Source organism: Salipiger mangrovisoli, assembly GCF_015223355.1.
Classification (GTDB): domain Bacteria; phylum Pseudomonadota; class Alphaproteobacteria; order Rhodobacterales; family Rhodobacteraceae; genus Salipiger; species Salipiger mangrovisoli.
Genome location: NZ_JADFFK010000021.1, coordinates 74,733 through 100,722, shown reverse-complemented (window position 1 = coordinate 100,722; position 25,990 = coordinate 74,733). Strand labels below are relative to the sequence as shown.

The following is a 25,990-nucleotide window of genomic DNA, read 5'->3' as shown; positions in this document are numbered from 1 at the left end:
CTCGTGGGCGACGGCAAACCGCCGCCTGCGGCGCGACTTCCCGCTTTCACTGGGAAATTCCGCCCGGTACTCTAGCTGTCTCTGCAGGGGCCGGCGCGCGGGGCGCTGTGAAGAGTCCCGCGGTGTGACGACAGGGCAGAACGGAATTGGTGCTTCACACAAGGCAATCCATGCGCACGCGGGCCGTGCGAACGGCTGACATGCAATCGCAGAGAGGCGCGCATGGCTGAGCCGCTTGTCCTCTTGCCCGAATCCATGTGCGACGCGCGCCTGTACTGGCCGCAGGTTGCCGAACTCTCGCACGAGATGGCTGTGATGGTCGCCCCGGTGCATCTCGGCGACCGCATCGAGGAAATCGCCTCGGGCCTGCTCGACGTGCTGCCGCGGCGGTTTGCGCTGGCAGGTTGCGGTTTCGGCGGGATGGTCGCGATCGAGCTTCAGCGCCGCGCGCCAGACCGCGTGGCGCGGCTGATGCTGATCGGCAGCTCGCCGCTCGCCGATACGCCTCAGCAGGCGACCGACCGCGACCGACTTGTGATCAAGGCCCGCGCCGGCAGATTCGACGAGGCTCTGGCGGGCCTTATTCCCGAGGAGAGCTTTGCCGACCGTCCCTTCAGGCCCGAAATCATCGCGCTGGTGCGCGAGATGGGTCAGAGCTTCGGCCCCGACATCTTCGTGCGGCAGGCCCGCGCCTTGCAGCGGCGGCGCGACCAGCAGGCGGTCATGGTCAAGCTGCGCATCCCTGTGATGATCGCCGCGGGCTCGCAGGATACGCTCTACCCCGAGAAGCGCCAGAGCGTACTGGCCGAACTGGTGCCCGGCGCGGTGCTGCGGATGTTGCCCGGAGCCGGCCATCTGCCGATGCTCGAGGACCCGGACGGTCTTTGCACCGCCATCCGCGACTGGATGCGCCTGCCGGCGGCGCGCTGAGGCCCGGGGCATCCGGCGGCTGCCGGTCGGCACCGCTTGACCACCTCCGCGCCGCCGCCTATGGGAACCGGGCGTGGAGGGCCGGGCGGCCGCTGCGGTGGTTTGACCACCGGAGAGGAAAGTCCGGACTCGCTGAAGCATCGGTGCCGGGTAATGCCCGGGCAGGGCAACCTGACGGAAAGCGCCACAGAGAAGAGACCGCCGTCCTCCGGGGCGGTAAGGGTGAAACGGTGGGGTAAGAGCCCACCGGGGGGCTGGCAACAGGCCCCGCATGGCAAGCCCCACCGGGAGCAATGCCAAATAGGGACCCCGCGCGGGGCATGATCTCTACGGAGATATCGCCGCAGGGCCGCTTCAGCCCGAGGGGTCCGGGTTGGCAGCTTGAGCCGTGCGGCAACGTACGGCCTAGAGGAATGGTCGCACAGGGACGGGGTGACCCGTCCTGGACAAAATCCGGCTTACAGGCCCTCCACGCATGACATCCCGCCGCGCCGCTCCGGGCGCGCTGGGGATGAATTTGGGGAAAATCCGTCTTCCTCGCGATTCCCGGCTCGAGAGCTGTTGACTCCGGGCTGCGGCTGGGTAAAAGGCGGGCTCCAAGAGATTTCACGGGCGGCTCTCGCCCCCCGTTGCAGGAGAAGAAGAATGGCGAAGCCGACCACCATCAAGATCCGCCTGAACTCGACCGCCGGGACGGGCCATTTCTACGTGACCAAGAAAAACGCACGGACCATGACCGAGAAGATGACCGTGCGCAAGTACGACCCGGTCGTGCGCAAGCACGTGGAATACAAAGAAGGCAAGATCAAGTAAGCCTTCCTTGATTTCGGATCACGAGAGCCGCACGGGAAACCGCGCGGCTCTTGTCGTTTCCGGGGTGCGTCGTTTCCGGGAGTGCCGGGGCTTACGAACTGGCGCGGTTCGCGCCGGTGCGGATGTCACGGAACGCCCTCTCGCGTCCGGGCGGAGGCTCTGCTAGGGCAGGTGCCGGAACGGGGCCATCGGGTGCGACGATGCAGGATACGCGGATCATTCTTGAAGCCGGACCGTCCGGCGCGCCGGTGCTCTTCGCGCGCCCCCGCGCGCTCGTGACGGCCAGCAGCCCGGCCGAGGCGCTGTTGGCCCTGGCGCGACTCGAAGAGGCCCGTGCGCAGGGTTTCTGGGTCGCGGGCTACGCCGCCTACGAACTTGGATCTGCGCTGGAACCCGCGCTTGCGCAGCTCTGGGAGCCCGGTGCTCCGCTGCTGCATTTCGGCATCTTCGACGCCCCGTCGGACGCCTCTGCCGCGCTGGCAGAGATGGCGGGGGCGCCGGCGCGGGTCACCGCGGTGACGCCGCTGTGGTCGCGGGAGCGCTACGCCGAGGCTTTCCGAGAAATCAAGGAGATGCTGGCGGCGGGGGATCTTTATCAGGTCAACTTGACCATGCCGGTGGAGGCCTGCTTCGAGGGCACGCCAGAGGCGCTCTGGGCGGCGCTGCGCGCCTACCAGCCGGTTGGTCACGGCGGCTTTGCCCGGCTTGGGCAGGAGGTCGTCCTGTCGCGCTCTCCGGAACTCTTCTTCCGGCTCGATGCCGATGGGCGCATCGAGGTGGCGCCGATGAAGGGCACCGCGCCGCGCGGCGCGAGTGCTGCCGAGGACGACGCGCTCAGCGCCGCGCTGGCGGCGGACGAGAAGAACCGCGCCGAGAACGTGATGATCGTCGATCTGATGCGCAACGACCTGTCGCGGCTGGCGCGGCCGGGCAGCGTGAAGGTGCCCGAGCTGCTGAAGGTCGAGCGCTATGCCACGGTGCACCAGATGGTCTCGCGGGTTGTCGCCGAGCTGGACGGACGGCCGTCGCTCACCGAGCTTTTGCGGGCGATCTTCCCCTGCGGCTCGATCACCGGCGCGCCGAAGATCGCCGCGATGAAGGCCATCCATCACCTCGAGCGCTGGCGGCGCGGGGTTTATTGCGGCGGGCTTGGCTGGATGGCCCCGAATGGCGCGGCGGAGTTCAACGTGGCGATCCGCACGCTGAGCGTGACCGGCGCGGGCCGCGCGGTGCTCGGGGTCGGCGGCGGCATCGTGCAGGACAGCATCTGCGAAGCGGAATACGAGGAGGCACTGTGGAAGGCCCGATTCCTGACCGGATTGATGCAGCGGGGCTGAATGCCGACCTGCGCCTGATCGAGACCCTGCGCTGGGAGCCGCAGCTTGGCCCCCTGCGTGCCGACCGGCACGTGGCGCGCTGCCTGCGCAGCTGCGCGGCGCTTGGCATCCCTCTGGAGCGGGCGGCGCTCTACGCGGCGCTCTCGGGCTTTCGCGCCGAGCGGCCGCAGCGGCTGCGGCTGACCGTGGGCCGTGCGGGCGACATCGCGATCACCTCTTCGGACTTCGATCCCGCGACCATCCCCGCGCAGGGGCGGGCCCTGCTCTGCGCGGCGCGGCTCGACCCGGCAGACCCGCTGCTGCGCCACAAGACGACAGCGCGGGCGCTCTATGACGCGGCGCTGAAGGTGCGGCCCGAGGGGGTGGATGAAGTGCTGTTTCTCAACACGCGCGGCGAGCTTTGCGAGGGCGCCTACACCAACGTCTTCCTCGAGCGGCTGGACGGCGCGCGGGTGACGCCGACGCTGTCCTCGGGGCTGCTGCCGGGCATCCTGCGCGAGGCGCTGCTGGAGGAAGGCGGATTTGCCGAGGCGGTGGTGAGCGTTGAGGATTTGCGCGCGGCCCGTCGGCTCTGGATCGGCAATGCGTTGCGCGGGTTGATCCCCGTGGCGCTGCTGGACGGTGAACTGCCGTCGCCGCTGTAGGTCGTCACGACAGCCCGGAAAAGAAAAGCCCCGCCAAACACTGAGGTCAGGCGGGGCCGGGAAGCCGGTGACGGCGGCGCGATTACTCGCGGTTGCCCATCAGCTGCAGCAGGAACATGAACATGTTGATGAAGTCCATGTAGAGGTTCAGCGCGCCGACGATGGCAGACTTGGCGAGCCACTCGCTGTCGCCGTGGGCGGCGTGCTGGATGTAGGTGTTCTTGATGTTCTGCGTGTCATAGGCGGTCAGGCCCGCGAAGATCAGGACGCCCAGGATCGAGATGGCGAAGTAGATCGCCGGCGACGCCAGGAAGATGTTGATGATCGACGCCACGAGGATGCCGATGACGCCCATGATGAGGAAAGAGCCCCAGCCCGAGATGTCCTTCTTCGTGGTGTAGCCCCAGAGCGACAGCCCGGCGAAGGCGATCGCGGTCACCAGGAAGACCTGGGCGATCGAGAAGCCGGTGAAGGCCACGAAGATCCAGCTCAACGACAGGCCCATCACCGCCGCGAAGGCGTAGAAGAACAGCTGCGCGCCGGCGGCGGACATGCGGTTGAGCGCCGCACCGAAGGCGAAGACCATGATCAGCGGGGCGAACATGGCGATCCAGCCGAGAATGTTCGGCTTGAGGGTCATCGGGTCGCGGAACACGGCCAGAAGTTCGGGGGTGGAACCCACGGCCCAGGCGACTGCGAAGGTCAGCAGCATGCCCACGGACATGGTCGCGTAGACCTTGTTCATGTGCGCGCGGAGCCCCGCGTCAATCTGGGCCGCGCGTGCGCCGGCCGCGCCGTGGGTCCGGATTGTGTTGAAGTCTGCCATCGGGTCGTGTCCTCCGAGTTGAAAATGTGCAGCCTGAAGATAACTGTTCCGATCCGATATTGGCAGCGCTTGTGCTTATTTCAAGACGGGTGGGATGCAAAAGAGACTGTTTTAGAACTAAAATTGCCCTCTCCGCTTGCGCCGTCACGCGCGGTCGCCGGAGAGGGCCGTGCGGGCCAGATGGGGGAGCGGCCCGAAAAGGGAAGCGGAGTAAGGAACTTGGTTGCCAGGGCTCAGAGCCGCCAATGGTTCGGCGCGTCCCAGAATCCGCGTCGCGCCTCGTCGATTGCCTCGGCTTTGGTCAGGCCAAGGTCGCGCAGCAGGTGGTCGTCAAGGTCCGCCAGCTTGCGCCGCTGCCGGGCAACGGCGAAGAGACCGGCAAGACGGGACAGCAGCGGGGTTCTGCGTCGGACGACGCGGGCGCGGGGCAGGGCGATATCACGGGGCATGAGGGTATCCTTCACATATGCTGATGTATCTCGGTGTTTCCATGGTTCTGTGTGATGGGTTATGCTGCCGCGAAGGAAATCTGTAAAACGAATGTTCCTGAAGCGATTCATCACGGAGCTTGATGTATGCGAAATCTCGACCTGACCACCTTGCGCTCCTTCGTGGCGGTGGCCGATGCTGGCGGCGTAACCCGCGCCGCCGGCTTCCTGAACCTGACGCAATCGGCGGTCTCGATGCAGCTCAAGCGGCTGGAAGAGATGCTGGGGCTGGCGCTGCTCGACCGTTCGGGCCGCGGCGTGGCGCTCACCCCGGCGGGCGAGCAGCTGCTCAAATACGCCCGCCGCATGGTCGAGATGAACGACGAAATCTACGCGCGGCTGACCCGGCAGGACTGGGAGGGCGAGATCGTGCTCGGCGTGCCGCATGACATCGTCTACCCGGTGATCCCGCGCATCATGAAGCGCATGCAGCGGGATTACCCCAGGGTGCGGGTGCAGCTGATCAGCTCTTACACGTCGGATCTGAAAGAGCAGTTCGCGCGCGGGGCGATCGACGTGATCCTGACCACGGAAAGCGAAGCAGGAGAGCGTGGCGAGGCGCTGTTGGAGGTGCCGCTGCGCTGGTTCGGCGCGCCGGGCGGGACGGCGTGGCGCAGCAAGCCGCTGCGCATCGCCTTCTCGCGCCGCTGCGGGTTCCGGCCGGTGGCGATCGCGCTGATGGAACGCGCGGGGCTCGACTGGGAACTGGCGGTGGATTCCGAGATGGACCGCACCATCGAGGTCTCGGTCTCGGCCGACCTGGCGGTGACGCCGATCCTCGAGGGCCATGCACCGCAGCATTTCGAGGTGATCCCGCTGGGCGTGCTGCCCGACCTCGGGATGCAGAAAATCTGCCTCTACAGCTCGGGTGCAAAGCCGCAGATCATCGAGCCGATGCTGGAGATGCTGCGCAGCGAGTTCTGCGCGCTGCGCCGCAGGCCAGAGTTGGCGGCCGAATGAGGCCCTAGCCGGGGATCTCGATCACGACCTTGCCGGTCGAGGCGCGGCTGCGGAGCAGCTCCAGCCCGTCCGCGACCCGCGCGAGGGGAAGTACCTGGCTGACATGCGGGTGCAGCTTGCCTTCCGCGTGCCAGGCAAAGAGTTGCGCCAGTGAGCCGGTCAGCGCCTCGGGGCGGAACTTCAGGTAACCGCCCCAGTAGAGCCCCATGACCGTGAGGTTCTTGACCAGCAGGTGATTGGCCTTGATCTGCGGCACGCTGCCGCTGGCAAAGCCGATGGTCAGAAGCCGCGCCTCGGGGTTGCAGGCGCGGAAGGCGGCCTCGAACTGGTCGCCGCCCACCGCGTCATAGACCACGTCGGCACCGCCGAGCGCCTTCACCGCGGCGCGGATGTCGGCATCTGTCGCGTCGATGAGGTGATCCGCGCCGGCGCGGCGTGCGATCTCGAGCTTTTCCGGCCCGCGGGCGCAGGCGATCACCCGCGCGCCCATCAGCTTGCCGATCTCCACCGCGGTGAGGCCGACGCCACCCGCGGCACCGAGCACGAGCAGCGTTTCGCCGGGCGCGAGCCGGGCGCGGTGATCCAGGGCAAGGTGGCTGGTCCCATAAGCAATCTGGAAACCGGCGGCCACGGTGCTCGACATGCTGCCCGGCAGGGGCACGGCGCGGGCGGCGTCGAACACGCCGTATTCCGCGAGGCCGCCCTGGCCACCGAAAAGCGCCACACGCTCTCCGGGCTGCCGGTCCGTGACCCCCGGACCCACCGCATCGACCACGCCGGCGACCTCCATACCGAGGGTGAAGGGGGGTGTCGGCGTGTCCTGATAGCGCCCCTCGATCATCAGAAGATCGGCAAAGTTGAGTCCGCAGGCTTCGATCCGAAGCCGAATCTGCCCGGCTCCGGGCTGCGGGATGGACGCCTCGATGAGATTCGGAAACGTGCCGGGCGAGTCAATCCGATAGGCTAGCATTGTATATCCCTCGGTATAGGTTTTGCACTGGGCTGCCCAAATAAAGCGCTGTCGTCCGAAGATCTTGGCAAAAATATGAAAGCCCGGAAAGCGACGTTAAGTCATTGTTTGGATTTACAACCCACGGGAGCAACCCATTAACCCTGCTCATCGTTCGCGGCGCAACTCTCTTGATCCGAGGCGGGGAAGCACGGTAGTTTTTGCTCACCTTATAAGTGTGGCTCCGGCCGCTGCTGTGAGCGGGCGGATTTTTTTGTTGGTGCTCTGGTTTTTCGCAGGGCGAGTGAAAGGAAACTACGATGACGCATCCCGTGGACGTACATGTGGGTAAACGCATTCGTCACCGCCGCTGGCTTGTCGGAATGACGCAGCAGCAACTCGCAGAACACGTCGGTATCAAGTTTCAGCAGATCCAAAAGTACGAGACCGGCGCGAACCGTGTCAGCGCCTCCCGCCTGTGGGATATCGCCGATGCGCTGGAGGTGCCGGTAAGCTTCTTCTTCGAGGGGATTGAGAGCGATCAGCAGGCCGAGGAGACGGCGGCGGCGCCCGCCAGCCCGGCCATGCCGACCGACATTCTTGGCGACAAAGAGGCGCTCGATCTCGTGCGCTCCTACTACGCGATCCCGGAAAACCAGCGCCGCCGCCTGTTCGAACTGGCGCGCGTCCTGTCCGACGTCGCTTGAGCCTGAACGCCCCCTGCGTTAGCTGGATCCGATAGGTACCGCGCAGCAGGGGGCCGTCATGGCAGAAACTTCCGTAGACATTTCCGCAGAACTGGCCGCCGAGCTCTGGCGGACCGCCGGCGAGATGGCCGAGGCGGCGCGCGCCGCGATCCTTCCGCATTTCCGTGCCGAGGGGCTTGGTGCGGACAACAAGCTCTCCGAAGGGTTCGATCCCGTCACCATCGCCGACCGCGCCGCCGAGAAGGCCATGCGCGAGGTGCTTGCCGTCCGCCGTCCCATGGATGCGATCCTTGGCGAGGAATACGGCTCCGAAGCAGGCGACAGCGGGCTGACCTGGGTGCTCGACCCGATCGACGGCACGCGCGGTTTCCTGTCGGGCACGCCGACCTGGGGCGTGCTGATCGCCCTGTCGGATGCCGCGGGCCCGGTGCTGGGCGTGATCGACCAGCCCTATACCTCCGAACGTTTCGAGGGTGGGCTCGGGCGGGCGCAATGGTCGGGCCCGCTGGGCAGCCGTGCCCTGGGCGTGCGCCCCGCGCGTCCGCTGTCCGAGGCAATCCTCTTCACCACCTTCCCCGAAGTCGGCACCGAGGCCGAGCGCGCGGCCTTCCGGCGGGTGGCGGCCCAGGCCCGTCTGACCCGCTATGGTATGGACTGCTATGCCTATGCCTTGCTGGCGGCGGGACAGATCGACCTTGTGATCGAGGCCGGATTGCAGGCCTACGACGTGCAGGCACCGATCGCCGTGATCGAGGCGGCGGGCGGTGTCGTGACCGATTGGCAGGGAGGTAAGGCGCACGAGGGCGGTCAGGTGCTCGCCGCTGCCAGTGCCGAGATCCACGCCGCGGCGCTGGAACTGCTGAACGGCTGAGGGCTGCGCTCATTCTTCGGCAAATTCCGAAACAGCCTCACGTGGCGGCGGACTTTTCTTCGCGCTCTTGTCGGGGCAGGGTGAAAGCCCACACCCGAGGAGCCCCGAGATGAGCGAAATCCTGATCCGCAACGCGCGCACCGTGCTGACCATGGACGATGCCGGGACCGAGCTTGCGGATACCGATATCCTGCTGCGCGACGGGGTGATTGCCGCCATCGGGCCGCGGCTCGAAACCACCGGCGAGATCGTCGATGCCCGCCATTGCGTGGTTACGCCGGGTCTCGTGAACACCCACCACCACCTCTATCAGGGGCTGACCAAGGCGGTGCCGGGCGGACAAGATGCGCTGCTCTTCGGCTGGCTCCAGACGCTCTATCCGATCTGGCAGCGCTTCGGTCCCGAGGAATTCTACGTTTCGGCACAAATCGGGCTGGCAGAGCTGGCGCTTTCGGGCTGCACGCTCAGTTCGGACCACCTCTATCTCTATCCCAACGGCGCACGGCTCGATGACAGCATCGCTGCGGCGCAGGACCTCGGCGTGCGCTTCCATGCGACGCGCGGCAGCATGAGCATCGGCGTCAGCAAGGGCGGCCTGCCGCCGGACTCGCTGGTCGAGAACGAGGCGGCCATCCTCGAGGATTGCATCCGGGTGATCGACACCTTCCACGACCCGTCGGAGGGCGCGATGGTGCGCGTCGGCGTGGCGCCTTGCTCGCCCTTCTCCGTGAGCCGGGAGCTGATGCGCGACAGCGCCATCCTCGCCCGTGACAAGGGTGTGATGATGCACACGCATCTTGCCGAGAACGACGAGGACGTCGCCTATTCGCTGGAGAAATTTGGCTGCCGTCCGGGGCAATATGCCGAAGAACTCGGCTGGACCGGCCCCGATGTCTGGCATGCCCATTGCGTCAAGCTAGATGGGCAGGAGATCGACCTCTTCGCGGCAACCCGAACCGGGGTCGCACACTGTCCCTGTTCGAATTGCCGTCTCGGCTCGGGCATCGCGCCGGTGCGCGCCATGCTCGACGCGGGGGTGCCGGTGGGGCTCGGTGTCGATGGTTCGGCGAGCAACGACATGGCGAGCCTGATCGGCGAAGCCCGGCAGGCGATGCTGCTCCAGCGGGTGCAGAACGGCGCCGACGCGATGAGCGCCCGCGCGGCGCTGCGCGTCGCGACGCGCGGCGGGGCAGACGTGCTGGGCCGGCATGACTGCGGGCAAGTGGTTGTGGGACTGCGCGCGGATCTAGCGCTCTGGGACGTGAGCGGGCTGGAAAGCGCGGGCTCCTGGGACCCGGCGGCGCTGCTGCTGGCCGGCCCGCAGAAAGTGCGGCACCTGTTTGTCGAGGGGCGGCAGGTGGTGCGTGATGGGCGCATCACCACGGTTGATATCGATGCCGTGTTAACGCGGCATAAAGAAATGGCCAGAACACTCGCTGGACTCGGCTGAGATCGAGGCCCCAATCCGGAGACCCTGATGCGACGATCCCTGTTTGCCCGACTGCTTCCGCTTGCCCTGACGGCGGCGCTTTCCGCCTGTGTGGTGGTGCCGCTGCCCCAGACAGACACCGGCGGCGAGCCGGCGCAATTCCTCGAGGATCCGTCGGGTGCGCAGCTCAACGCGCTGCGCCAGCGCAACGGGCTCGCGCCCCTGAGCCATTCTCCGCTGCTCGAGAAGGTGGCGCAGGGCCATGCCAATGACATGGCGCGGATGCAGGAAATGACCCACACCGGCAGCGACGGCAGCACCCTCGGCGTGCGCATCACGCGCAGCGGCTACAACATGCGGCGCGGTGCCGAGAATATCGCGGTCACGCGGCGCGGGCTGGACGGGGCGATGGACATCTGGACCAATTCGCCGCCACACCTTTCGCATATGCTCATGCCGCAGGTGAAAGAATACGGCATCGCGCGCTCGGGCGACTACTGGGCGATGGTGGTCGCGCGCGTGAAGTAGCCTGCCGCGGGACCCGGCGACTTGCCGGCGGCGGCGGCTTGCGCCATCTCTCTGGGAAACTTCGCAGTTCCGGAGACTTTCATGACGGCCAAGCCAAGACCCTTCCCGCGCAGCGTCGCGCTGCTTTTCGTGCCGCTGGCCCTTGCCGCCTGCATCGACGTACGCGCCGTTCCCTCCGAGACCGGCGGATCGGTCTCGGTGCCAAGGGCTGCGCCTGCCTCTGTCCCCGTCGCCAGCCAACCGGCCGCGGCGGGCCGGGTCGAAGGGGCCAGCATCTATGAATTGCGCCGGGCTCCGGCGCAGGTCGTTCAGACCGCGCCGGCCGAGGCAGCGGCGGCGCTCAATGGCTGGCGCCGGGCTCAGGGGTTGGCGCCGCTGACCCGTTCGGCGCAACTGCAACGCGCGGCGCAGGCCCATTCCGACGATATGGCGCGGATGAACAAGATGGGCCACGTGGGCAGCGACGGCAGCCGCGTTGGCGCGCGAACGCGGGCGGCGGGCTACGACTTCCGCGAAGTGGCCGAGAATGTCGCGATGACCCCGCTCGGCATCGACAGCGCCATGGAGCTCTGGGCCAAGTCGCCCTCGCACCGCGCCGCCATGTCGCGCGGCGACCTGCGCGAATTCGGTCTGGCCCAGAACGGCCGCTACTGGACGCTGGTGATGGGTCTGCGCAAGTAGCGCTCTCAGACCGCGCGCCGGCCTGCCACATAGGTGGCCCGGATCGCGCGGTCGTCGCCCATCATGATCGTCGGGAAGAGCGCTTCCCAGATGTCCTCGGCCTGCGCCACGCGCTGCGCGATGGCCGGGGTCGAGGCGAGGTCGAGCACGGTGAAATCCGCCTCGAGCCCCGGCGCGAGGTTTCCGATCCGATCCTCGGCCATCAGCGCGATCGCCGAGCCCTGCGTCGCCAGCCACAGCAGCTCTGCCGGGTGCAGCGCGCGGTGGCGCAGCTGCGCCACCTCGTAGGCCGCCGCCATGGTGCGCAGCATGGAGAAGGACGAGCCGCCCCCCGTGTCGGTGGCCAGCCCCACGCGCATCCCGGCCCGCGTCAGCCCGTCCATGTCGAAGAGCCCCGAGCCGATGAAGGTGTTCGAGGTCGGGCAATGCACCAGCGCGGCGTTCACCTCCCTGAGCCGGGCATGCTCGCGCGGCTCGAGGTGGATCGCATGGCCGTAGAGCCCGCGTTCCCCCAGCAGCCCGTAGGCCTCGTAGGTGTCGAGGTAGTCGCGGGCCTGCGGGTAGAGCGATTTGACCCATGCAATCTCGTCGGTCTGCTCGGAAAGGTGCGTCTGCATCAGCACCTCGGGGTGCTCGGCCCAGAGTGCGCCGAGCGCGCGCAGCTGCTCGGGCGTCGAGGTCGGCGAGAAGCGCGGTGTGATGACGTATTCGGCGCGGCCCCGACCATGCCAGCGCTCGAGCAGGGCCTTGCTGTCGTCATAGGCCGATTGCGCGCTGTCACGCAGGAAGTCGGGGGCGGTGTCGCGGTCCATGCAGGTCTTGCCGGCAAAGACCCGCATCCCGCGCGCCTCGGCGGCGCTGAACAGCGCCTCCACCGACTCTGGATGGATCGTGCAGTAGGAGCAGACCGAGGTGGTGCCATGCGCCAGCAAGAGGTCGAGGTAGCGCTCGGCGATCTCGTCGGCGAAGGCGCGGTCGGCAAAGCGCGATTCCGTGGGGAAGGTGTAGTGGTTCAGCCAGTCGATCAGCCGCTTGCCCCAACTGGCGATCATCCCGGTCTGCGGGTAATGCGCATGCGCATCCACGAAGCCCGGCACGATCAGCGCCGCGCCATGGTCCACCACCTCGGCCCCCGGATGGGCCGCGCGCAGCGCCTCGGCCGCCCCGACCGCGCGAATCATGCCGCCTTCGACCAGCAGGGCGCCGGTGCGCTCGTGCCGGACCGCATCCGGTCCTTCGGCACTCGGCGAGGCGGCGAAGCTCAGGGTCTGCCCGAGATGAAGCGTCAGCGGAAGGGTCTGGGCCATGTCGGTCCTCGTGTTTGCGGCCGCCCTAGGATGCGGGCGGCTAAGATCAAGCGCAATGCGCCTCTGTTGCTCGTTCGCGCAATCCCCTAAGGTCTGCACGAACGGCATTCAACGGGGCAGGCATGACCGAAGAGACCGGAAACCCGGCGGCGGAAGAGACCCACGAGGACGAGACCAACCCGCTCGAGCGCAAGGTGGTCTCGGCGATCCTCTACGCGGTCGACGTGGGCGACCGCGAGCAGCTCGTCGCGCTCATGGAGCCGCTGCACGCCGCCGACATCGCCGACCTTCTCGAGCAGATCAACGCCTTCGACCGGATGCGGCTGATCAAGCTCTACGACAAGGAATTCGACGGCGAGATCCTGTCGGAACTCGACGAGTCGATCCGCGAGGAAGTGATCCGCGCGCTGACCCCCGAGGTGCTGGCCGAGGCCGTCCGCGAGCTTGATTCCGACGACGTGGTCGACCTGCTGGAAGACCTCGATCAGGCGCAGCAGGACGCCATCCTCGAGGTGCTCGAGGACAGCGACCGGGTCGCGGTCGAGAAATCGCTGACCTATCCCGAGTATTCCGCCGGCCGCCTGATGCAGCGCGAGGTGGTGATGGCCCCCGAGCACTGGAACGTCGGCGAGGCGATCGACTTCCTGCGCAGCTCGGAGGATCTGCCCGAGCAGTTCTACCACATCATCCTCGTCGACCCGAAGCTGCGCCCGGTGGGCAACGTGACGCTCGGCAAGCTCATGGCCTCGCGCCGCGAGGTGCTGCTGAAGTCGCTGGTCGAGGAGACTTTCCACGTGATCCCGGTCACCCGCCCGGAATCCGAGGTCGCCTATGCCTTCAACCAGTACCACCTGATCTCGGCTCCCGTGGTGGACGAGAACGAGCGGCTGGTCGGCGTGATCACCATCGATGACGCCATGGCGGTGCTCGACGAGGAGCACGAGGAAGACATCCTGCGCCTCGCCGGCGTCGGCGAGGAGAGCCACATCTCGGACAGCGTTTTTGCCACCGTACGCCAGCGCACGCCCTGGCTGGCGGTGAATCTCGGCACGGCGCTGCTCTCGAGTTTCGTCATCGCGCAATTCGAGGACGTGATCGCGCAGATCGTGGCGCTCGCCGTGCTGATGCCCATCGTGGCCTCGATGGGCGGCAACGCTGGTACGCAGGTGCTGACGGTGACGGTGCGGGCGCTGGCGACCAAGGATCTCACCGGCTCGAACTTCTGGCGCGTGGTTGGCCGCGAGATCGGCGTTGGCATGGTCAATGGCGCGGTCTTCGCGCTGGCCATCGCGGTGCTGGAATTCCTGTGGTTTGGCTCGCCCATGCTGGGCGTGGTGATCGCTTCGGCGATGGTGATCACCCTGCTGACTGCCGCTTTTGCCGGGATCATGGTGCCGGTGGCGCTCGATCGGATGAAGATCGACCCGGCACTGGCCTCGGGCACCTTCGTGACCACCACCACCGACGTGGTGGGGTTCCTCTCCTTCCTCGGCCTTGCGGCCCTCTTCCTGCTGTGAGTCTGCCATGACGCCGAACCCCGACCTGGCCGATCTCAAGCGCAGCGCCCGGTCCGAGGCGGCCCGCCGCCGCGATGCGGCCCATGCCGCCGACACCGGGGCCGGGGCAGGGATGCTGAGCGCGGTGCTGGCGGGCTATCGCGGCGTGCCGCTCTCGGGTTACATGCCGATCCGCTCCGAGATCGACCCGCTGCCTGCCATGGCCGAAGCCGCGGCACATGGCCCGGTGGCCATCCCGGTGATCGGGGCCAAGGGCCAGCCGCTGCGCTTTGCCAGATGGGAGCCCGACATGACGCTGGTTCCCGGCCCCTATGGCGCGCTGGTCCCCGAGGCGCTCGACTTTCTGACCCCCGAGATCCTCATCGTGCCACTTCTCGCCTTCACCCGCGGCGGTCACCGGCTGGGATATGGCGGCGGGTTCTACGACCGGACGCTGGCCGCGCTGCGCAGCGCGCGGCCGGCTTACGCCATCGGCTTCGCCTATGCCGAGCAAGAGGCCGGACAGATCCCGCTCGAACCTACCGACGCGCCGCTCGATCTGATCGTGACGCCGCGGGAAGTCATCAGCCCCGGTATCTCCTGATCCCGCCCGCCGCTTCGCCCGGCGTGCCGCCATCTCGCCCGAGACACCACCGCCCTTCCATTGATAGAGCCTTGCGCCAATGCCGCACTTGATCTCGGCGCGGTAGGGACCTTTGGCTCGCGAGCCTTCGGTCTCTGCGACCTCTCCCCCGTCTGGCCGGAACTTCTTCGGGTTCGATATGCCGCCGGTGCCGCTGCCTGCCGCGCTGCCGGTGTTGCCCGGCGGGTTCGCGCTGCTGGCGGCGCAAGAGCTGACGCGCAGCGGGCGACGCGGAAGATGCCCTGCGCGGGGCGTGGCGATCCGGCCGCCCCAAGCCTCCAAGGGCCAAGGCACCGTGAGGCGCCCCGGCAATCGTCTGCGACGGCCTCAGGTCCTGCCGCGCAGCATGTCCTCGACCAGGCGCTGGACCTCCAGCGCTTCCTGCGGGGTGGCGAGCCGGTGCGGCTGCCCGGCGATGCAATGGAGAAGCTGATCGAGCTGGGCGCGCAGCGCCACGGCGCGCGGCTCTCCGGAGGGGGCCGCCACGGCCTCGAACGCCGCCCCTGTCGAAACCGACTCGTCCGAGAAGTTCGCGACCCGGTGGCTGGCCTTGCTGCCCTTGAGGGTGACCTCCTGGCGGTCCGGCTGCGCCCCTCCGACGGTAGCGAGGATCGACACCGGAACGCCGGCGGCGTTCTCGAGCCGGGCAAGCAGGGCGGTCTCGCAGAGCGCCGGGTCCGCCGGATAGGACGGCCGCGCCCAGGTGACAGTGAGCGGCCCGAGGATGCGCTGGGTGAAGAACAGGAAGTGCGAGATCACCTCGCGCGTCATGCCGCCCTCGTCGCGGAATCGCAGCCAGTCGGCGGCCTGCTGCCAGGCGCGGGGCCAGGCGGCATAGGTGACAACCATGTCCACGCCGACCATCTCGCCCATGGCCCCGGAGGCCGCGGCTGCCGAGACATTGTGCAGCGCCGCACCCGCCGCTTGGGTGAAGTTCACCGCCGCAGGAACGCCGCTCTGCGCGAGCTTCGCCACCAACTCCTCGCTGGCGGTCAGATCGACGCCGAGGGGTTTTTCGAGAAACACCGCCTTGCCGGCCTTGGCCGCGGCCAGGGCATAGGCCATGCGGGGCACGGGCGGGCAGGCAAGATAGACCAGATCGGCCCCCGCCATGGCCTCTTCGGCAGAGGCTGCGAGCGGCGTTTCGGGGGCCAGCGCGCGGGCGGCCGCGCAGCCGTCGGGCGAGGGGTCCCACATCGCGGTGACGCTGTAGCCCTCGTGCTGCCGCATGTGTTCGAGCATCCGTCGTCCCATGATCCCCAGACCGATGATCGCCGTCTTCACTGCCATGTCTTGTCCTGTCCCTGATGGTGGTTCCGGGCTGTCCGATGCTGCCGCCTCGGGCGGCGCGCAGCCGCGTGTCCTTTTGCCATGGAGCTGCGGCAGGGTGTAGGCAAGTCGATGATTTCCCTTGCGTCCTTTGATGCCGGGGAAGGTCGAAACGCTTGGGGACTGCGCAAGGCGGGGACCCTAGCTTTCGCCGTCCGACGCCTCGTCGCCTTGCGTGTACTTCTTCCCGAACGCGGCGAGCGCGCCGCGCAGCCCGCGCCCGGCGCGTCCTGCCTCGGCCAGAACGCCGCCGGTCCGCGCCTCGATTCGCAACCGGTTTCTCTGGGTGTCGAGCGCCGGCCCGATAAGGTTGTCGATCCGCGCCCGCAGGCGGTCGATGTTCCAGTCGGGCTCGGTCAGCACCACGGGGATGGTATTGGCGGTGACACGCGGGTCGGCGATGTCGCGCTGCACCGCCGCGACAACCTCGGTCACGCGGTCCATTGCGTCGTCGGCAAGGTGCCCTTCCGGGAAGGGCCAGGCGGGCAGCAGCTCGTCGATGCAGGAGACCGCCACCACGAAGGGCGGCATCCGCCGACGCGGATCGCGCGAGATGATCTCGCGGAGCATCGCAATGGTGGCGCGGTCGATCTCGCGCGCGGGGCGGTTGGCGCGGACGGTCCAGACGATGAGGTCGGCGCGGGCAAGCTCCTCGGCAACCGTCCTGGCCAGGCGGGGCGCGCCGTCGAGCCCTGGCATATCCAGCAGCATGGCATCGACGCCCTCAAAGTCGGTTGGATAGGTCTTGGGCTTGTCTGTGGTCGGGATCACATCGACCTCGGCCAGGTCGGCGCCGAGCAGGGCGTTGACGAGGCTGGATTTCCCGGCGCTGATCTGGCCCGCAACGGCGATACGCAGCGGCATGTCGCTGGCCGCCAGGCGTGCCCGGTCGAGCGCGCTGGAGGCGAGGCCGAGATCGAGCAGCTCGGTGTCCGAGAAGCGCAGCCGCTCCGAATAGAGCTCGACCGCGGCGGCGGCAACCTCCTCGAGCAGCAGCGCCTGAAGGATGGCCGTGCCCTCGCTGGTGACGAAGGAGGAATGCCCCTCTGCGATGACCCCCTCGATCTCGCGCAGCACGGCGGTGGGCAGCGATTTGACCGCGCGGATCACCCGCCAGGCATTCCATCCGTGCTTCTTGACCTTCCAGGCAACGTCGCGGCGCTGCCAGAGCCAGAGCAGCGTGCCGACCGAGATACTGTCGGAAAAGGGCACCTTGTCGCGGATGTCGGCGCGCAGGCGCACTGCGACGCGGTCGATGAGCAGCAGCGCCTCGGGGACGGTGAAGTCGAGCACCCCCTTGTCGCCCTTGCCCGAGGCCGACGCGACCAGGCGCACCACTTCCAGCGCCACGGGCTGCAGCTCTTCCCAGGGCAAGGCGCTGGAGGTCTTTTCCGCGATGAAGCCCTGCGCGGCCTCGAAGGCGGCAATCTCGGGCTCGCTCCACGAGGCGTCGATGCGGGCATGCAGCTGGTCGGGCCGGGTCACCGGTCCGGCCTCGCGGCCGCGGAGCCAGAGCCGCGTCAGCCGGATCAGCGCGACCAGCCCGCCGAGCGAGATCGAGGCGACGATGAATTCGATCAGCCAGCCGTGTTCGATCATCCAGGCAAACCCGGCGAGCATGGCCGCCACGAAAGGCAGGGCAAGGGCGGCGATCGCCAGAAGCCGGTCCCAGCGCAGCAGCGCCGGGCGGAGACGCTCAGTCAGCTTCATCCGAGGACCTCCGGAAGGCGCGCTGGTAGACGGCACGCAGCTCCTCCTCGCTGGGCGAGCTGCCCTGCGCGCGGCGGTAGAGGAAATAGGCGGCGGCGCGCCCGAGCGCGTAGGTGGTGGCGAAGCTGATCGCGCCCGCGGTGGCGGCCCCCACGGTCTGGCCGTAGACCGGGATCAGCTTGGCCAGCTCGCGCAGGCCGAAATTCGTGGCATAGCGCGCGCCGAGGCTGAGACCCATGGTGCTGAGGAAGGCCGCGCCGACCTTGCGGTCCCATGTTATCCCGTAGCGCAGGCCCAGCTCGTGCAGCATCTTGAGCTGTGTCGCGGGCACCGCCACGAGGCCGACCACCGGCGCAAGGTCACTGGTCAGGGCGACCCCGGCATAGGACAGCACGCAGCGCTTGTGCTTCTGGAACTCGCGGTGCTCGGCGTCGCCGGCGCGGGATTTCTCGAGCAGCAAGCCAGCTGCCGGAAGGGATTCGAGCAACTGCGCGCGCAATCCGTCGAGACCTTCGGTGTCCACCGTCTCGCTTGGCGCGAGCGAGAGGGTGACGCGCGGAATCTCCCGCCCGGCGGCGCGGCCGATCCGCGCCGCGATGCCGCGCTCGGCGCGCTCAAGGGCGTCGGGATCCGGCACGAGGTCCTTGCCGGTCAGCACGAGGATAGCCCGCATCCGCCCGTCGGCGCGGGCGATATCCGCAACGGCGTCGGCCACCATGCCCTGCACGGGATCGTCCAGTCGGCAGACCACCAGCAGCACGTGGCTGCGATCGCGGCACGCCGCGAGGTCTTCGCTTGGATCGTAGCCGGCTTCGCCAAGGCCGCGCGTGTCCAGAAAGCGCACCAGCGGCTGCTCCTCGGGGAAGTCGTAGCTTTGGGCCGAGCGCGTACAGGGCTGGAATCCGTCCCCGACCTCTGCGTCGGACTGCTCGGTGAGCGCGCCGACGAGCGAGGACTTCCCGGCACCGGTCTTTCCGAGCAGCCAGACAACCGGCAAGATGACCTCGCCGGCCCCCTCTGCGGGGGTCCTTTTCGCGCGCTTCAGTATCCTGTTCAGCATCTTCCGTTCGATCCCCGGCTTGCCTTGTCAGCCCAAAAGAAACGTTCCGTCAAAAGCCGGCTTATTTCAACATGACCCGCCAGACGTGCCCCCGGTTCCGGGCGGCGTCGGCTTGGTCGGCTCGAAGCACCGCCGCCACCACCCGCCGATGTGGTTTCGGAGACGGGCATCGCCTTAGACATGGGGTATTTTTCCGGCGGGGCCAGTGCAATGGCCTGCATCGCTCCGGCTTGAGAGCGGTCGGGGAAGATCCGCGCCTTGCTGCCCATCGACGGCGAGGCTCGGTCGCGCGCCGCGAGAGGGTCGTTCTGAGGGGGATATGCGATCAGCGGATCAGGCCGCCCCATAGCTGGAGAAGACCTCGGTGCTGCCGTCCTTCCGGATCAGCAGGACGTCATAGGCGTCCCGCTCGCTTTCGGGGCCCATGCCGGGCGATCCATAGGGCATTCCGGGCACCGTCAGGCCGATGGCATCGGGCCGTTCCGAGAGAAGCCTGCGGATGTCCCGCGCAGGGACGTGGCCTTCGATCACGTAGCCGTCGATCTCGCCGGTGTGGCAGGAGGTCATGTCCGGCGGGATGCCCCGGTCGAGCTTGTGGCGCATAAGCAGCGTTCCAAGGCTGTTCTCGGAGGTGACGGTGAACCCGTCTTCGCGCAGGATGTCGACCCAGCTCGTGCAGCAGCCGCAATTGGGGTCCTTGAGGACATGGATGGCCAAGGCGGTCTGCGCCGTCGCGGCGAGCGGGAGCAACGTCACGAGGCTTGCGGTGCCTGCGATCACGCGGCGTCGGGTCAAGGTCATCGGGTGTCTCCTTTCAGGTCGTCGCAGGGGCGGGTTTGCCGCCTGTGCCGGGGAGGTCCTTGCGGTCCGCGCCGAGGATGCCAGAGACGGGTGACGGACGGAAGGCCAGCAGCCGCAGCGCGTTCAGCGTGACCAGCACGGTGGCCCCGGTGTCGGCAAGGACGGCGATCCAGAGACCGGTGACGCCCAGCACGGTGGTCACGAGAAACACCGCCTTCAATCCGAGCGCGATGGCAATGTTCTGCCGGATGTTCCGCATCGCGGCGCGGGCGAGGCGGATCATGCCCGCGGCATCGGTGACGCGGTTGCGCAGGATCGCCGCATCGGCGGTTTCGAGCGCCACGTCGGTGCCCGAGCCCATCGCCACGCCGACATGCGCGGCGGCCAGCGCCGGGGCATCATTGATGCCGTCGCCGATCATCATCACCTGCGCTCCGTGACGCAGATCGCGGATCGCCGCGACCTTGTCCTCGGGCAGCAGCCCGGCGCGGTGGTCCAGGCCAAGCGCGTCCGCAATGGCTTGCGCCGTGCGCGGGTTGTCCCCGGTCAGCATGACCGCGGAGATCCCAAGCGCCTGCAGCTGGGCGATCGCTTCGGCGGCATCGGCGCGCGGCGCGTCGCGCAGCGCAAGCAGCCCCATGGGCCTGTCCTCGCGCAGGATGACCACCACGGTCTTGCCCTCGGCCTCCAGCGCCGACACCTGGGCCCGCAACGCCTCTGTGAGCGCGCCGCGCTCCTCCGCCAGCCTCGGGGAGCCGACGCTGACGGTGACGCCGCCGATCGTGGCTTCCGCGCCCTTGCCGGGCAGCCCGCGGCCGCCGCTGCTCTGCGCCGCGGCAATGCCCCGTTCCTCGGCCTCTGCGCAGATCGCCCGGCCGAGCGGATGGCTCGCGCCAAGCTCGACCCCGGCGGCAAGCGCAAGCAGCTCGGTGTCGGGGACCTCCAGCGCAGCCACATCGGTGACGCGCGGCGTGCCCCGTGTGAGCGTTCCCGTCTTGTCAAAAGCCACATCCGTGACCCGCGCGCTTGCCTCGATGACCTTGCCGCCCTTCATCAACAGCCCGTTCCGCGCGCCGGTCGCAAGTGCCGAGGCGATGGACGCCGGGACCGAGATGACCAGCGCGCAGGGGCAGCCGATCAGCAGCAGCGCCAGCGCGCGATAGGTCCAGTCGCCCCAGGGCTGACCGAGCATCAGCGGCGGGAGCAGGGCCACCAGCACTGCCGCAGCCACGACGGCGGGCATGTAGACCCGGCTGAAGCGGTCGATGAAACGCTCGGTCGGCGCGCGGGCGCTCTCGGCTTCGGACACCAGCCGCAGGATGCGGGCGATGGTGTTCTCCTCGGCGCTCCTTGTCACGCGGACACGCAGCAGCGCCTCGGTGTTGATCGACCCTGCGAAGACCGTCGATCCGGGCTCCTTGAGGCTGGGCACGCTCTCGCCGGTCACCGGGCTTTCATCGACGCCGGAGGTGCCCTCGATCACCTCGCCGTCGCAGGGCACCCGGTCGCCGGGACGCACCTGCACCACCTCTCCGATCCCGAGCCGCTCCGCCGCGACCTCCCGCGTCCGGGTGCCCACCTCGAGCCGGGCGGTCTTCGGCACGAGCGTCGAAAGCGCGCGGATGCCGTTGCGCGCCTTTTCCGCGGACAGGCCTTCGAGCAGTTCGCCGACGGCGAAGAGGAAGACCACCAGCGCGGCCTCTTCCGGAGCGCCGATCATCAGCGCGCCGAGGCCGGCGATCGACATCAGCATTTCGATGGTGAAGGGCATGCGCGCGCGGGCCATGGCAAGCGCGCGTCGGGCCACCGGGAAGAGACCGATCAGCGTGGCAAGGACAAAGGCCCAATGCGCGCTCTCGGCCCCGAGACCGAGGCGCGCGCCCCAGGCCGCGGCGAGCAGACCGCCGGTGAGGATCACCAGCTTGCCCTTCGCGCTCCGGTACCAGGGCTGGTCGGCCGCGGCCTCGGTCGGCGCTTCGTCCAGCGGTGTGCTGTCCGCCGCAGAGACCGATGCCATGTCGGGGAACGCCCCCTCGGGCAGAATGAAACTCTTCTGCGGCGTCTCGGGCGGGGCACCCTTGGGAGCGATGCCGAAGCCGATGCCACGCACGGCGCTCTCGATGGTCTCGGGAGCGGTCTGACGCGCATCGAGCGTCAGGCTCAGACGTTCGGGCATGAGCGCGACCTCTACATCCGCGACACCGGGCAGGCGTTCGACGGCGCCGCGGACCTTCGCAGCGCAGGAGCCGCAATCCATGCCGGTCACGCGCCATTCGTGGGCTGTTCTGCTCTCAATCGACATGCCGCTGCTCCATTGCGATTCCCGATTGGGCCTCGGTATAAGAGCTACAGCAACTGTAGCTTCAAGCGGTTTGTGGCGAAACTGCCGGATGGCATCGGCCGCGCGACCGGGCGGGCAGGGAAGGAACAGGCTCATGCTGACGATCGGGACCATGGCAAAGCGCACCGGCACCAAGGTGCAGACGATCCGCTACTACGAGCAGATCGGCTTGATGCCTGAACCGGGCCGGACGGGGGGAGGACAACGCCGCTATGGCGCGGCGGACCTGGACCGGCTGGCCTTCATCCGCCACGCGCGCGAGCTTGGATTCTCGCTCGAGGCCATCCGCGAATTGCTCGACCTTTCGGACACGCCCGAAAAATCCTGTGCCGAGATCGACGCGGTCGCGCAGCGGCAGTTGAGGGAGGTGCAGGCCCGCATCGCCCGGCTGCAATCGCTGGAGGTGGAACTGCGGCGGATGATCGCCGAGTGTCACAGTGATCGGGTCGCGGACTGCCGGATTCTGGAAGTCCTCCGCGATCACGAGGAATGCCTGTCAGACCACAAGGGCGCGGGTTTGCGAGGAATGCCCCTCTGACGGGCGCGCGGAAGCTTGGGCGGATGGGCGAAGTGCTGACGCGCCCGGCTCACTGAGCCGCGCGCGACGCTATCACAGGGGCGCCGCAGCGGCGCCCCACGCGGGACGCGGCCCCGCGGCTAGGTCTCAGAGCGCCCGCCAGCCGATGTCGCGGCGGCAGAAACCCTCGGGCCAGTCCACCGCGTCGACCAGCGCATAGGCGCGGGCCTGTGCCTCGGCCAGCGTCGCGCCGCGGGCGGTGGCGTTCAGCACCCGGCCGCCGGTGGCGACAATCTTGCCGCCCTTCTCGGCGGTTCCGGCGTGGAACATCTGGGTGAAGCTGTCCTCGGGCAGCGCGTCCAGCCCGCCGATCACCGTGCCCTTCTCGTAGGAACCGGGGTAACCTTCGGCGGCCATCACGACGGTCATCGCGTGATCGTCGGCCCAGGTCACCTTGGCCTCGGACAGGCGGCCCTCGGCGCAGGCGTGGATGAGGTCGAGCACCTGCCCGCCGAGGCGCATCATCAGCACCTGGCACTCCGGATCGCCGAAGCGCACGTTGTATTCCACGAGGCGTGGCTGACCGTTCTCGATCATCAGACCGACGTAGAGGACGCCCTGGTAGGGCGTGCCGCGGCGCGCCATCTCGGCCATGGTCGGCTTGACGATCTCGTCGAGCGCCTTTTGCGCCACCGCGTCCGAAAGCACCGGGGCGGGGGAATAGGCGCCCATGCCGCCGGTGTTGGGGCCGGTGTCGCCGTCACCGACGCGCTTGTGGTCCTGCGCGGTGCCGATCGGCAGCACGTCGGTGCCGTCCACGAGCACGAAATAGGACGCTTCCTCGCCGGTCATGAACTCCTCGATCACCACCTCGGCCCCGGCGCCACCGAAGGCCCCGCCGAACATGTCGTCGATCGCCTCCTCGGCCGCGGCCACCGTCTCGGCGATGATCACGCCCTTGCCGGCGGCGAGCCCGTCGGCCTTCACCACGATCGGTGCGCCCTGCGCCCGCACGTGGGCCTTGGCGCTCTCGGCGTCGGTGAAATGGCCGTAGCCCGCGGTCGGCGCCTTGGCGGCGTCGCAGATTTCCTTGGTGAAGCTCTTAGAGGCCTCGAGCCGGGCGGCAGCCTGCGACGGGCCGAAGACCAGCACCCCGGCCTCGCGCAGCCGGTCGGCGACGCCCGCGGCGAGCGGGGCCTCGGGGCCGACGATGACGAGGTCGATGGCGTTCTCCCCGGCGAACTCGGTCACCGCGCCGCCGTCCTCGACGTCGAGCGCGGCGCATTCGGCGATCTGTGCGATACCCGCATTGCCCGGGGCGACGATCAGCTTGTCGCACTTGGGGTTCTGCATGACCGCCCACGCGAGGGCATGTTCGCGACCGCCGCCGCCGAGGATGAGGATGTTCATGAGGCCCGTTCTCTCAAGGTAAGGATCGCGGGCTTCCTAGCGGCGGCAGGGGTCTGTGGCAAGAAGGCAGGCGGGGCGGGGTGACAGCTGCCTGTCCGGCGACCTTTCCCTCGCCGCCGGGTGCCGTTACTCTGGGCGCAAACCGGGCGGCGCAGCCCGGACAGGACAACCCAGGGCAAGACGGGCACCATGGACCTTTTCGAGGACGACACGCCGCAGGGCGCAGGCGAGGGCAACATGCCGGAGTTCACCGTGTCCGAACTATCGGGCGCAGTGAAGCGGGTGATCGAGGGCGAATTCGGCTTTGTCCGGGTGCGCGGCGAACTCGGGCGCATCTCGCGGCCCCGCTCGGGGCATCTCTACCTTGATCTCAAGGACGACAGTTCGGTGATCTCGGGCATCGTCTGGCGCGGCGTCGCCAGCAAGCTCGAGATGCAGCCCGAGGAGGGGATGGAGGTGATCTGCACCGGACGGCTGACCACCTATCCCGGCCAGTCGCGCTACCAGATCATCATCGAGGACATGCGCCCCGCCGGGCTTGGCGCGCTCATGGCGATGCTGGAAAAGCGCAAGGCGATGCTGCAGGCGGAGGGGCTCTTCGATCCGGCGCGCAAGAAGCCGCTGCCCTTCCTGCCGGAGATCATCGGCGTGGTGACCTCGCCCTCGGGCGCTGTGATCCGCGACATCCTGCACCGCCTGCGAGAGCGCTTCCCGCGCAAGGTGCTGATCTGGCCGGTCGCCGTGCAGGGCAAGACCTCGGCGGCCGAGGTGGCGCGGGCGATCGAAGGCTTCAACAAGTTCACCCCGGGCGGCGCTCTGCCGCGGCCGGATCTGCTGATCGTCGCGCGTGGCGGCGGCTCGGTCGAGGACCTCTGGGGCTTCAACGAGGAGATCGTGGCCCGCGCCGCCGCGGCGTCCCGGATTCCGCTGATCTCGGCGGTGGGCCACGAGACCGACACCACGCTGATCGACTTTGTGTCCGATCGCCGGGCCCCGACCCCCACAGCCGCCGCCGAAATGGCGGTGCCGGTGCGGATGGAACTGCTGGCGCGCACCGGCGAGGGGCAACTGCGCCTCACCCGCGCGCTGACCCACCGGCTCGAGGTGCGCGGCCAGCGGCTGCGCGATCTCGCCCGCGCCCTGCCGCGCGCAGAGACGCTGCTCGACCAGCCGCGGCAGCGGCTCGACCTGCTGTCCGACCGGCTGCCGCAGGCGCTGATGCGCGGCGTCGACCGGCGGCGCCTGGCGCTGTCGCACCCCGCGGGCGCGCTGCGCCCGGCGCTGCTGACGCGGATGCTTGCCACCCGCGCCGAGGCGCTCGGCCGCCGCGCCGACCGGCTGTCGATCCGCCCGATCCAGCGCGAGATCGCGCTGGGCGCAGACCGGCTGAAGGCGCTCGGCAAGCGGCTCGACGACGCGGGTGCGCGCCGGGTGGAGGCGCCGCGCGACCGGCTCGATGCGCTCGACCGGCTGCTGCAGACGCTGAGCTACAAGGGCACGCTGGCGCGCGGCTACGCGGTGGTGCGCGGCGAGGGCGGGCAGGTGCTGACCTCGGTCGCCGCCGCGAGGGAGGCCTCGGGGCTGGAGATCGAATTTGCCGACGGTCAGATGAAGATCGGAGGCGGCGCGGCATCGGGCAAGCCGAAGGCGGCGGGCAAGCCGCCGGAGCAGGGCAGCCTGTTCTGAGCCCCGCCGCGGGGGCGCTGCCCCCGTCTGCCTGCGGCAGACTCCCCCGGGATATTTTGCCTAGAAGAAGGGCGGGCGCTGCACGGCGCGACGGCAGGCCCGCTCAGACGCCGGTGTCGGGGCCGTAGCAGAGCATCGGAGCATCGTTCTGCCGCGCCTCGTAGAGCACCGTGTTCTGGGGATCGTTCTGGAACACCGCGCGCAGCCTGCCGCCCTCGCGGTAGAAGCTCCAGCACTGCGGGATGTTCATGTCCTCGTAGACGAAGCAGATCATCCCCGCCTCGGCGTACCATTGCCCGTCCTTGCACTGCCCGTCGAGAAACGACCAGCGGACGCGGCGGTCGGGCAGATATTCCTCGACCCCGTAGTCCGCGCCGCCGCTGCCGAAGTAGAGCGTCTTGCCGGTGACATAGGCCTCGAATTCCTCGGCGCTCATCGGCTGGGCGGCGGCGAGCGGAGCGGCAAGCAGGGTCAGGAGGAGGAGCATGCGGATCATGCGGCAAGCCTGCCAGATATGCGCGATGCGG

General features: G+C 68.5%; 25 protein-coding genes and 1 other RNA gene. 15 read left to right on the top strand and 11 right to left on the bottom strand.

The features are described 5' to 3' along the window. Positions 1 to 222 precede the first annotated feature (222 nt). The 5 genes from IQ782_RS23055 to IQ782_RS23035 all read left to right on the top strand — a co-directional run bounded on the left by IQ782_RS23055 (position 223) and on the right by IQ782_RS23035 (position 3,724). Entirely contained in the window at positions 223 to 930 is a 708-nt protein-coding gene (locus IQ782_RS23055; RefSeq protein WP_194137022.1) for an alpha/beta fold hydrolase, read from the top strand. Positions 931 to 1,003: 73 nt separating this feature from the next. Next, positions 1,004 to 1,407, top strand: an RNA gene (gene rnpB, locus IQ782_RS23050) — RNase P RNA component class A. A 168-nt stretch (positions 1,408 to 1,575) separates the two neighbouring features. Beyond that, positions 1,576 to 1,743 (top strand): 50S ribosomal protein L33, encoded by a 168-nt coding sequence (rpmG, locus tag IQ782_RS23045; RefSeq protein WP_007799108.1) that lies wholly within the window; start codon positions 1,576 to 1,578, stop codon positions 1,741 to 1,743. 200 nt (positions 1,744 to 1,943) lie between these two features. Further along, positions 1,944 to 3,080, top strand: a complete 1,137-nt coding sequence (locus IQ782_RS23040; RefSeq protein WP_194137021.1) for an aminodeoxychorismate synthase component I — start codon at positions 1,944 to 1,946, stop codon at positions 3,078 to 3,080. Continuing rightward, on the top strand, positions 3,038 to 3,724 hold the full coding sequence (locus IQ782_RS23035) for an aminotransferase class IV family protein (RefSeq protein WP_338092635.1): 687 nt from the start codon (positions 3,038 to 3,040) through the stop codon (positions 3,722 to 3,724). Before IQ782_RS23040 ends, IQ782_RS23035 begins: the two co-directional genes overlap by 43 nt. An 82-nt stretch (positions 3,725 to 3,806) precedes the next feature. On the opposite strand, the gene IQ782_RS23030 is transcribed toward IQ782_RS23035, so the two are convergent. Together IQ782_RS23030 and IQ782_RS23025 are read right to left on the bottom strand one after the other, a co-directional pair. Beyond that, on the bottom strand, positions 3,807 to 4,550 hold the full coding sequence (locus IQ782_RS23030; protein ID WP_194137020.1) for a Bax inhibitor-1/YccA family protein: 744 nt from the start codon (positions 4,548 to 4,550) through the stop codon (positions 3,807 to 3,809). A gap of 233 nt (positions 4,551 to 4,783) precedes the next feature. Further along, entirely contained in the window at positions 4,784 to 4,999 is a 216-nt protein-coding gene (locus tag IQ782_RS23025; RefSeq protein WP_194137019.1) for a YjiS-like domain-containing protein, read from the bottom strand. Positions 5,000 to 5,125: 126 nt separating this feature from the next. On the opposite strand from IQ782_RS23025, the gene IQ782_RS23020 reads away from it, so the two are divergent. After that, positions 5,126 to 5,998 carry a LysR family transcriptional regulator gene (locus IQ782_RS23020; RefSeq protein WP_194137018.1) on the top strand — a complete coding sequence of 291 codons (873 nt, stop codon included), beginning with the start codon at positions 5,126 to 5,128 and terminating at the stop codon, positions 5,996 to 5,998. A 4-nt stretch (positions 5,999 to 6,002) separates the two neighbouring features. Here the strand turns inward: IQ782_RS23020 and IQ782_RS23015 are convergent, their stop codons facing one another. Continuing rightward, positions 6,003 to 6,968, bottom strand: a complete 966-nt coding sequence (locus IQ782_RS23015) for an NADPH:quinone oxidoreductase family protein (protein WP_194137017.1) — start codon at positions 6,966 to 6,968, stop codon at positions 6,003 to 6,005. Positions 6,969 to 7,267: 299 nt separating this feature from the next. Between IQ782_RS23015 and IQ782_RS23010 the strand changes: the two genes are divergently transcribed. The 5 genes from IQ782_RS23010 to IQ782_RS22990 all read left to right on the top strand — a co-directional run bounded on the left by IQ782_RS23010 (position 7,268) and on the right by IQ782_RS22990 (position 11,163). Further along, on the top strand, positions 7,268 to 7,654 hold the full coding sequence (locus tag IQ782_RS23010; protein ID WP_194137016.1) for a helix-turn-helix domain-containing protein: 387 nt from the start codon (positions 7,268 to 7,270) through the stop codon (positions 7,652 to 7,654). A gap of 58 nt (positions 7,655 to 7,712) precedes the next feature. Beyond that, positions 7,713 to 8,525, top strand: a complete 813-nt coding sequence (hisN, locus tag IQ782_RS23005) for a histidinol-phosphatase (protein WP_338092634.1) — start codon at positions 7,713 to 7,715, stop codon at positions 8,523 to 8,525. 109 nt (positions 8,526 to 8,634) lie between these two features. Further along, the gene (locus tag IQ782_RS23000; RefSeq protein WP_194137015.1) at positions 8,635 to 9,975 is read left to right on the top strand and encodes an 8-oxoguanine deaminase; all 1,341 of its coding nucleotides are present in this window, start codon (positions 8,635 to 8,637) and stop codon (positions 9,973 to 9,975) included. Positions 9,976 to 10,002: 27 nt separating this feature from the next. Continuing rightward, complete coding sequence (locus IQ782_RS22995; RefSeq protein WP_194137014.1) at positions 10,003 to 10,482, top strand: CAP domain-containing protein; 480 nt, start codon at positions 10,003 to 10,005, stop codon at positions 10,480 to 10,482. Between the two features lie 81 nt (positions 10,483 to 10,563). Then, entirely contained in the window at positions 10,564 to 11,163 is a 600-nt protein-coding gene (locus IQ782_RS22990) for a CAP domain-containing protein (protein WP_194137013.1), read from the top strand. A 5-nt stretch (positions 11,164 to 11,168) separates the two neighbouring features. Here IQ782_RS22990 and guaD read toward each other — a convergent pair whose 3' ends face one another. Further along, a complete protein-coding gene (guaD, locus tag IQ782_RS22985; protein ID WP_194137012.1) occupies positions 11,169 to 12,470 on the bottom strand; it encodes a guanine deaminase in 1,302 nt (433 codons plus the stop codon). Positions 12,471 to 12,592: 122 nt separating this feature from the next. Between guaD and mgtE the strand changes: the two genes are divergently transcribed. After that, complete coding sequence (mgtE, locus tag IQ782_RS22980) at positions 12,593 to 13,987, top strand: magnesium transporter (protein ID WP_194137011.1); 1,395 nt, start codon at positions 12,593 to 12,595, stop codon at positions 13,985 to 13,987. 7 nt (positions 13,988 to 13,994) lie between these two features. Beyond that, on the top strand, positions 13,995 to 14,570 hold the full coding sequence (locus IQ782_RS22975) for a 5-formyltetrahydrofolate cyclo-ligase (RefSeq protein WP_194137010.1): 576 nt from the start codon (positions 13,995 to 13,997) through the stop codon (positions 14,568 to 14,570). A gap of 366 nt (positions 14,571 to 14,936) precedes the next feature. Here IQ782_RS22975 and IQ782_RS22970 read toward each other — a convergent pair whose 3' ends face one another. The 5 genes from IQ782_RS22970 to IQ782_RS22950 all read right to left on the bottom strand — a co-directional run bounded on the left by IQ782_RS22970 (position 14,937) and on the right by IQ782_RS22950 (position 21,811). Continuing rightward, positions 14,937 to 15,899, bottom strand: a complete 963-nt coding sequence (locus tag IQ782_RS22970) for a Gfo/Idh/MocA family oxidoreductase (protein WP_194137009.1) — start codon at positions 15,897 to 15,899, stop codon at positions 14,937 to 14,939. 180 nt (positions 15,900 to 16,079) lie between these two features. After that, positions 16,080 to 17,648, bottom strand: a complete 1,569-nt coding sequence (locus tag IQ782_RS30435) for a GTPase family protein (protein ID WP_194137008.1) — start codon at positions 17,646 to 17,648, stop codon at positions 16,080 to 16,082. Next, positions 17,635 to 18,708, bottom strand: coding sequence for a YcjF family protein (locus IQ782_RS22960; protein ID WP_194137007.1), 1,074 nt, complete (start codon positions 18,706 to 18,708; stop codon positions 17,635 to 17,637). The genes IQ782_RS30435 and IQ782_RS22960 overlap by 14 nt, the downstream gene beginning before the upstream one ends. A 333-nt stretch (positions 18,709 to 19,041) precedes the next feature. Further along, a complete protein-coding gene (locus IQ782_RS22955; protein ID WP_194137006.1) occupies positions 19,042 to 19,509 on the bottom strand; it encodes a DUF411 domain-containing protein in 468 nt (155 codons plus the stop codon). Between the two features lie 13 nt (positions 19,510 to 19,522). Then, positions 19,523 to 21,811 carry a heavy metal translocating P-type ATPase gene (locus tag IQ782_RS22950; protein ID WP_240989498.1) on the bottom strand — a complete coding sequence of 763 codons (2,289 nt, stop codon included), beginning with the start codon at positions 21,809 to 21,811 and terminating at the stop codon, positions 19,523 to 19,525. A gap of 133 nt (positions 21,812 to 21,944) precedes the next feature. On the opposite strand from IQ782_RS22950, the gene IQ782_RS22945 reads away from it, so the two are divergent. Next, complete coding sequence (locus IQ782_RS22945; RefSeq protein WP_194137005.1) at positions 21,945 to 22,388, top strand: MerR family transcriptional regulator; 444 nt, start codon at positions 21,945 to 21,947, stop codon at positions 22,386 to 22,388. Between the two features lie 126 nt (positions 22,389 to 22,514). Here the strand turns inward: IQ782_RS22945 and purD are convergent, their stop codons facing one another. Further along, complete coding sequence (gene purD, locus IQ782_RS22940; protein WP_194137004.1) at positions 22,515 to 23,777, bottom strand: phosphoribosylamine--glycine ligase; 1,263 nt, start codon at positions 23,775 to 23,777, stop codon at positions 22,515 to 22,517. 189 nt (positions 23,778 to 23,966) lie between these two features. Here purD and xseA point away from each other — a divergent pair, with 189 nt between their 5' ends. Then, on the top strand, positions 23,967 to 25,463 hold the full coding sequence (gene xseA / locus IQ782_RS22935; RefSeq protein ID WP_194137003.1) for an exodeoxyribonuclease VII large subunit: 1,497 nt from the start codon (positions 23,967 to 23,969) through the stop codon (positions 25,461 to 25,463). A 103-nt stretch (positions 25,464 to 25,566) separates the two neighbouring features. Here the strand turns inward: xseA and IQ782_RS22930 are convergent, their stop codons facing one another. Continuing rightward, complete coding sequence (locus IQ782_RS22930; protein ID WP_194137002.1) at positions 25,567 to 25,959, bottom strand: hypothetical protein; 393 nt, start codon at positions 25,957 to 25,959, stop codon at positions 25,567 to 25,569. Positions 25,960 to 25,990: the final 31 nt, after the last annotated feature.

Coding starts and splice junctions, on each gene's coding strand:
- mgtE (WP_194137011.1), top strand. CDS start 12,593: ATGACCGAAGAGACCGGAAACCCGGCGGCGGAAGAGACCCACGAGGAC.
- IQ782_RS23040 (WP_194137021.1), top strand. CDS start 1,944: ATGCAGGATACGCGGATCATTCTTGAAGCCGGACCGTCCGGCGCGCCG.
- rpmG (WP_007799108.1), top strand. CDS start 1,576: ATGGCGAAGCCGACCACCATCAAGATCCGCCTGAACTCGACCGCCGGG.
- IQ782_RS22990 (WP_194137013.1), top strand. CDS start 10,564: ATGACGGCCAAGCCAAGACCCTTCCCGCGCAGCGTCGCGCTGCTTTTC.
- IQ782_RS22950 (WP_240989498.1), bottom strand. CDS start 21,811: ATGTCGATTGAGAGCAGAACAGCCCACGAATGGCGCGTGACCGGCATG.
- IQ782_RS30435 (WP_194137008.1), bottom strand. CDS start 17,648: ATGAAGCTGACTGAGCGTCTCCGCCCGGCGCTGCTGCGCTGGGACCGG.
- IQ782_RS22975 (WP_194137010.1), top strand. CDS start 13,995: ATGACGCCGAACCCCGACCTGGCCGATCTCAAGCGCAGCGCCCGGTCC.
- IQ782_RS22970 (WP_194137009.1), bottom strand. CDS start 15,899: ATGGCAGTGAAGACGGCGATCATCGGTCTGGGGATCATGGGACGACGG.
- purD (WP_194137004.1), bottom strand. CDS start 23,777: ATGAACATCCTCATCCTCGGCGGCGGCGGTCGCGAACATGCCCTCGCG.
- xseA (WP_194137003.1), top strand. CDS start 23,967: ATGGACCTTTTCGAGGACGACACGCCGCAGGGCGCAGGCGAGGGCAAC.
- IQ782_RS23020 (WP_194137018.1), top strand. CDS start 5,126: ATGCGAAATCTCGACCTGACCACCTTGCGCTCCTTCGTGGCGGTGGCC.
- IQ782_RS22930 (WP_194137002.1), bottom strand. CDS start 25,959: ATGATCCGCATGCTCCTCCTCCTGACCCTGCTTGCCGCTCCGCTCGCC.
- IQ782_RS23015 (WP_194137017.1), bottom strand. CDS start 6,968: ATGCTAGCCTATCGGATTGACTCGCCCGGCACGTTTCCGAATCTCATC.
- IQ782_RS22955 (WP_194137006.1), bottom strand. CDS start 19,509: ATGACCTTGACCCGACGCCGCGTGATCGCAGGCACCGCAAGCCTCGTG.
- IQ782_RS23010 (WP_194137016.1), top strand. CDS start 7,268: ATGACGCATCCCGTGGACGTACATGTGGGTAAACGCATTCGTCACCGC.
- IQ782_RS22960 (WP_194137007.1), bottom strand. CDS start 18,708: ATGCTGAACAGGATACTGAAGCGCGCGAAAAGGACCCCCGCAGAGGGG.
- IQ782_RS23000 (WP_194137015.1), top strand. CDS start 8,635: ATGAGCGAAATCCTGATCCGCAACGCGCGCACCGTGCTGACCATGGAC.
- hisN (WP_338092634.1), top strand. CDS start 7,713: ATGGCAGAAACTTCCGTAGACATTTCCGCAGAACTGGCCGCCGAGCTC.
- IQ782_RS23055 (WP_194137022.1), top strand. CDS start 223: ATGGCTGAGCCGCTTGTCCTCTTGCCCGAATCCATGTGCGACGCGCGC.
- IQ782_RS22995 (WP_194137014.1), top strand. CDS start 10,003: ATGCGACGATCCCTGTTTGCCCGACTGCTTCCGCTTGCCCTGACGGCG.
- IQ782_RS23030 (WP_194137020.1), bottom strand. CDS start 4,550: ATGGCAGACTTCAACACAATCCGGACCCACGGCGCGGCCGGCGCACGC.
- guaD (WP_194137012.1), bottom strand. CDS start 12,470: ATGGCCCAGACCCTTCCGCTGACGCTTCATCTCGGGCAGACCCTGAGC.
- IQ782_RS22945 (WP_194137005.1), top strand. CDS start 21,945: ATGCTGACGATCGGGACCATGGCAAAGCGCACCGGCACCAAGGTGCAG.
- IQ782_RS23025 (WP_194137019.1), bottom strand. CDS start 4,999: ATGCCCCGTGATATCGCCCTGCCCCGCGCCCGCGTCGTCCGACGCAGA.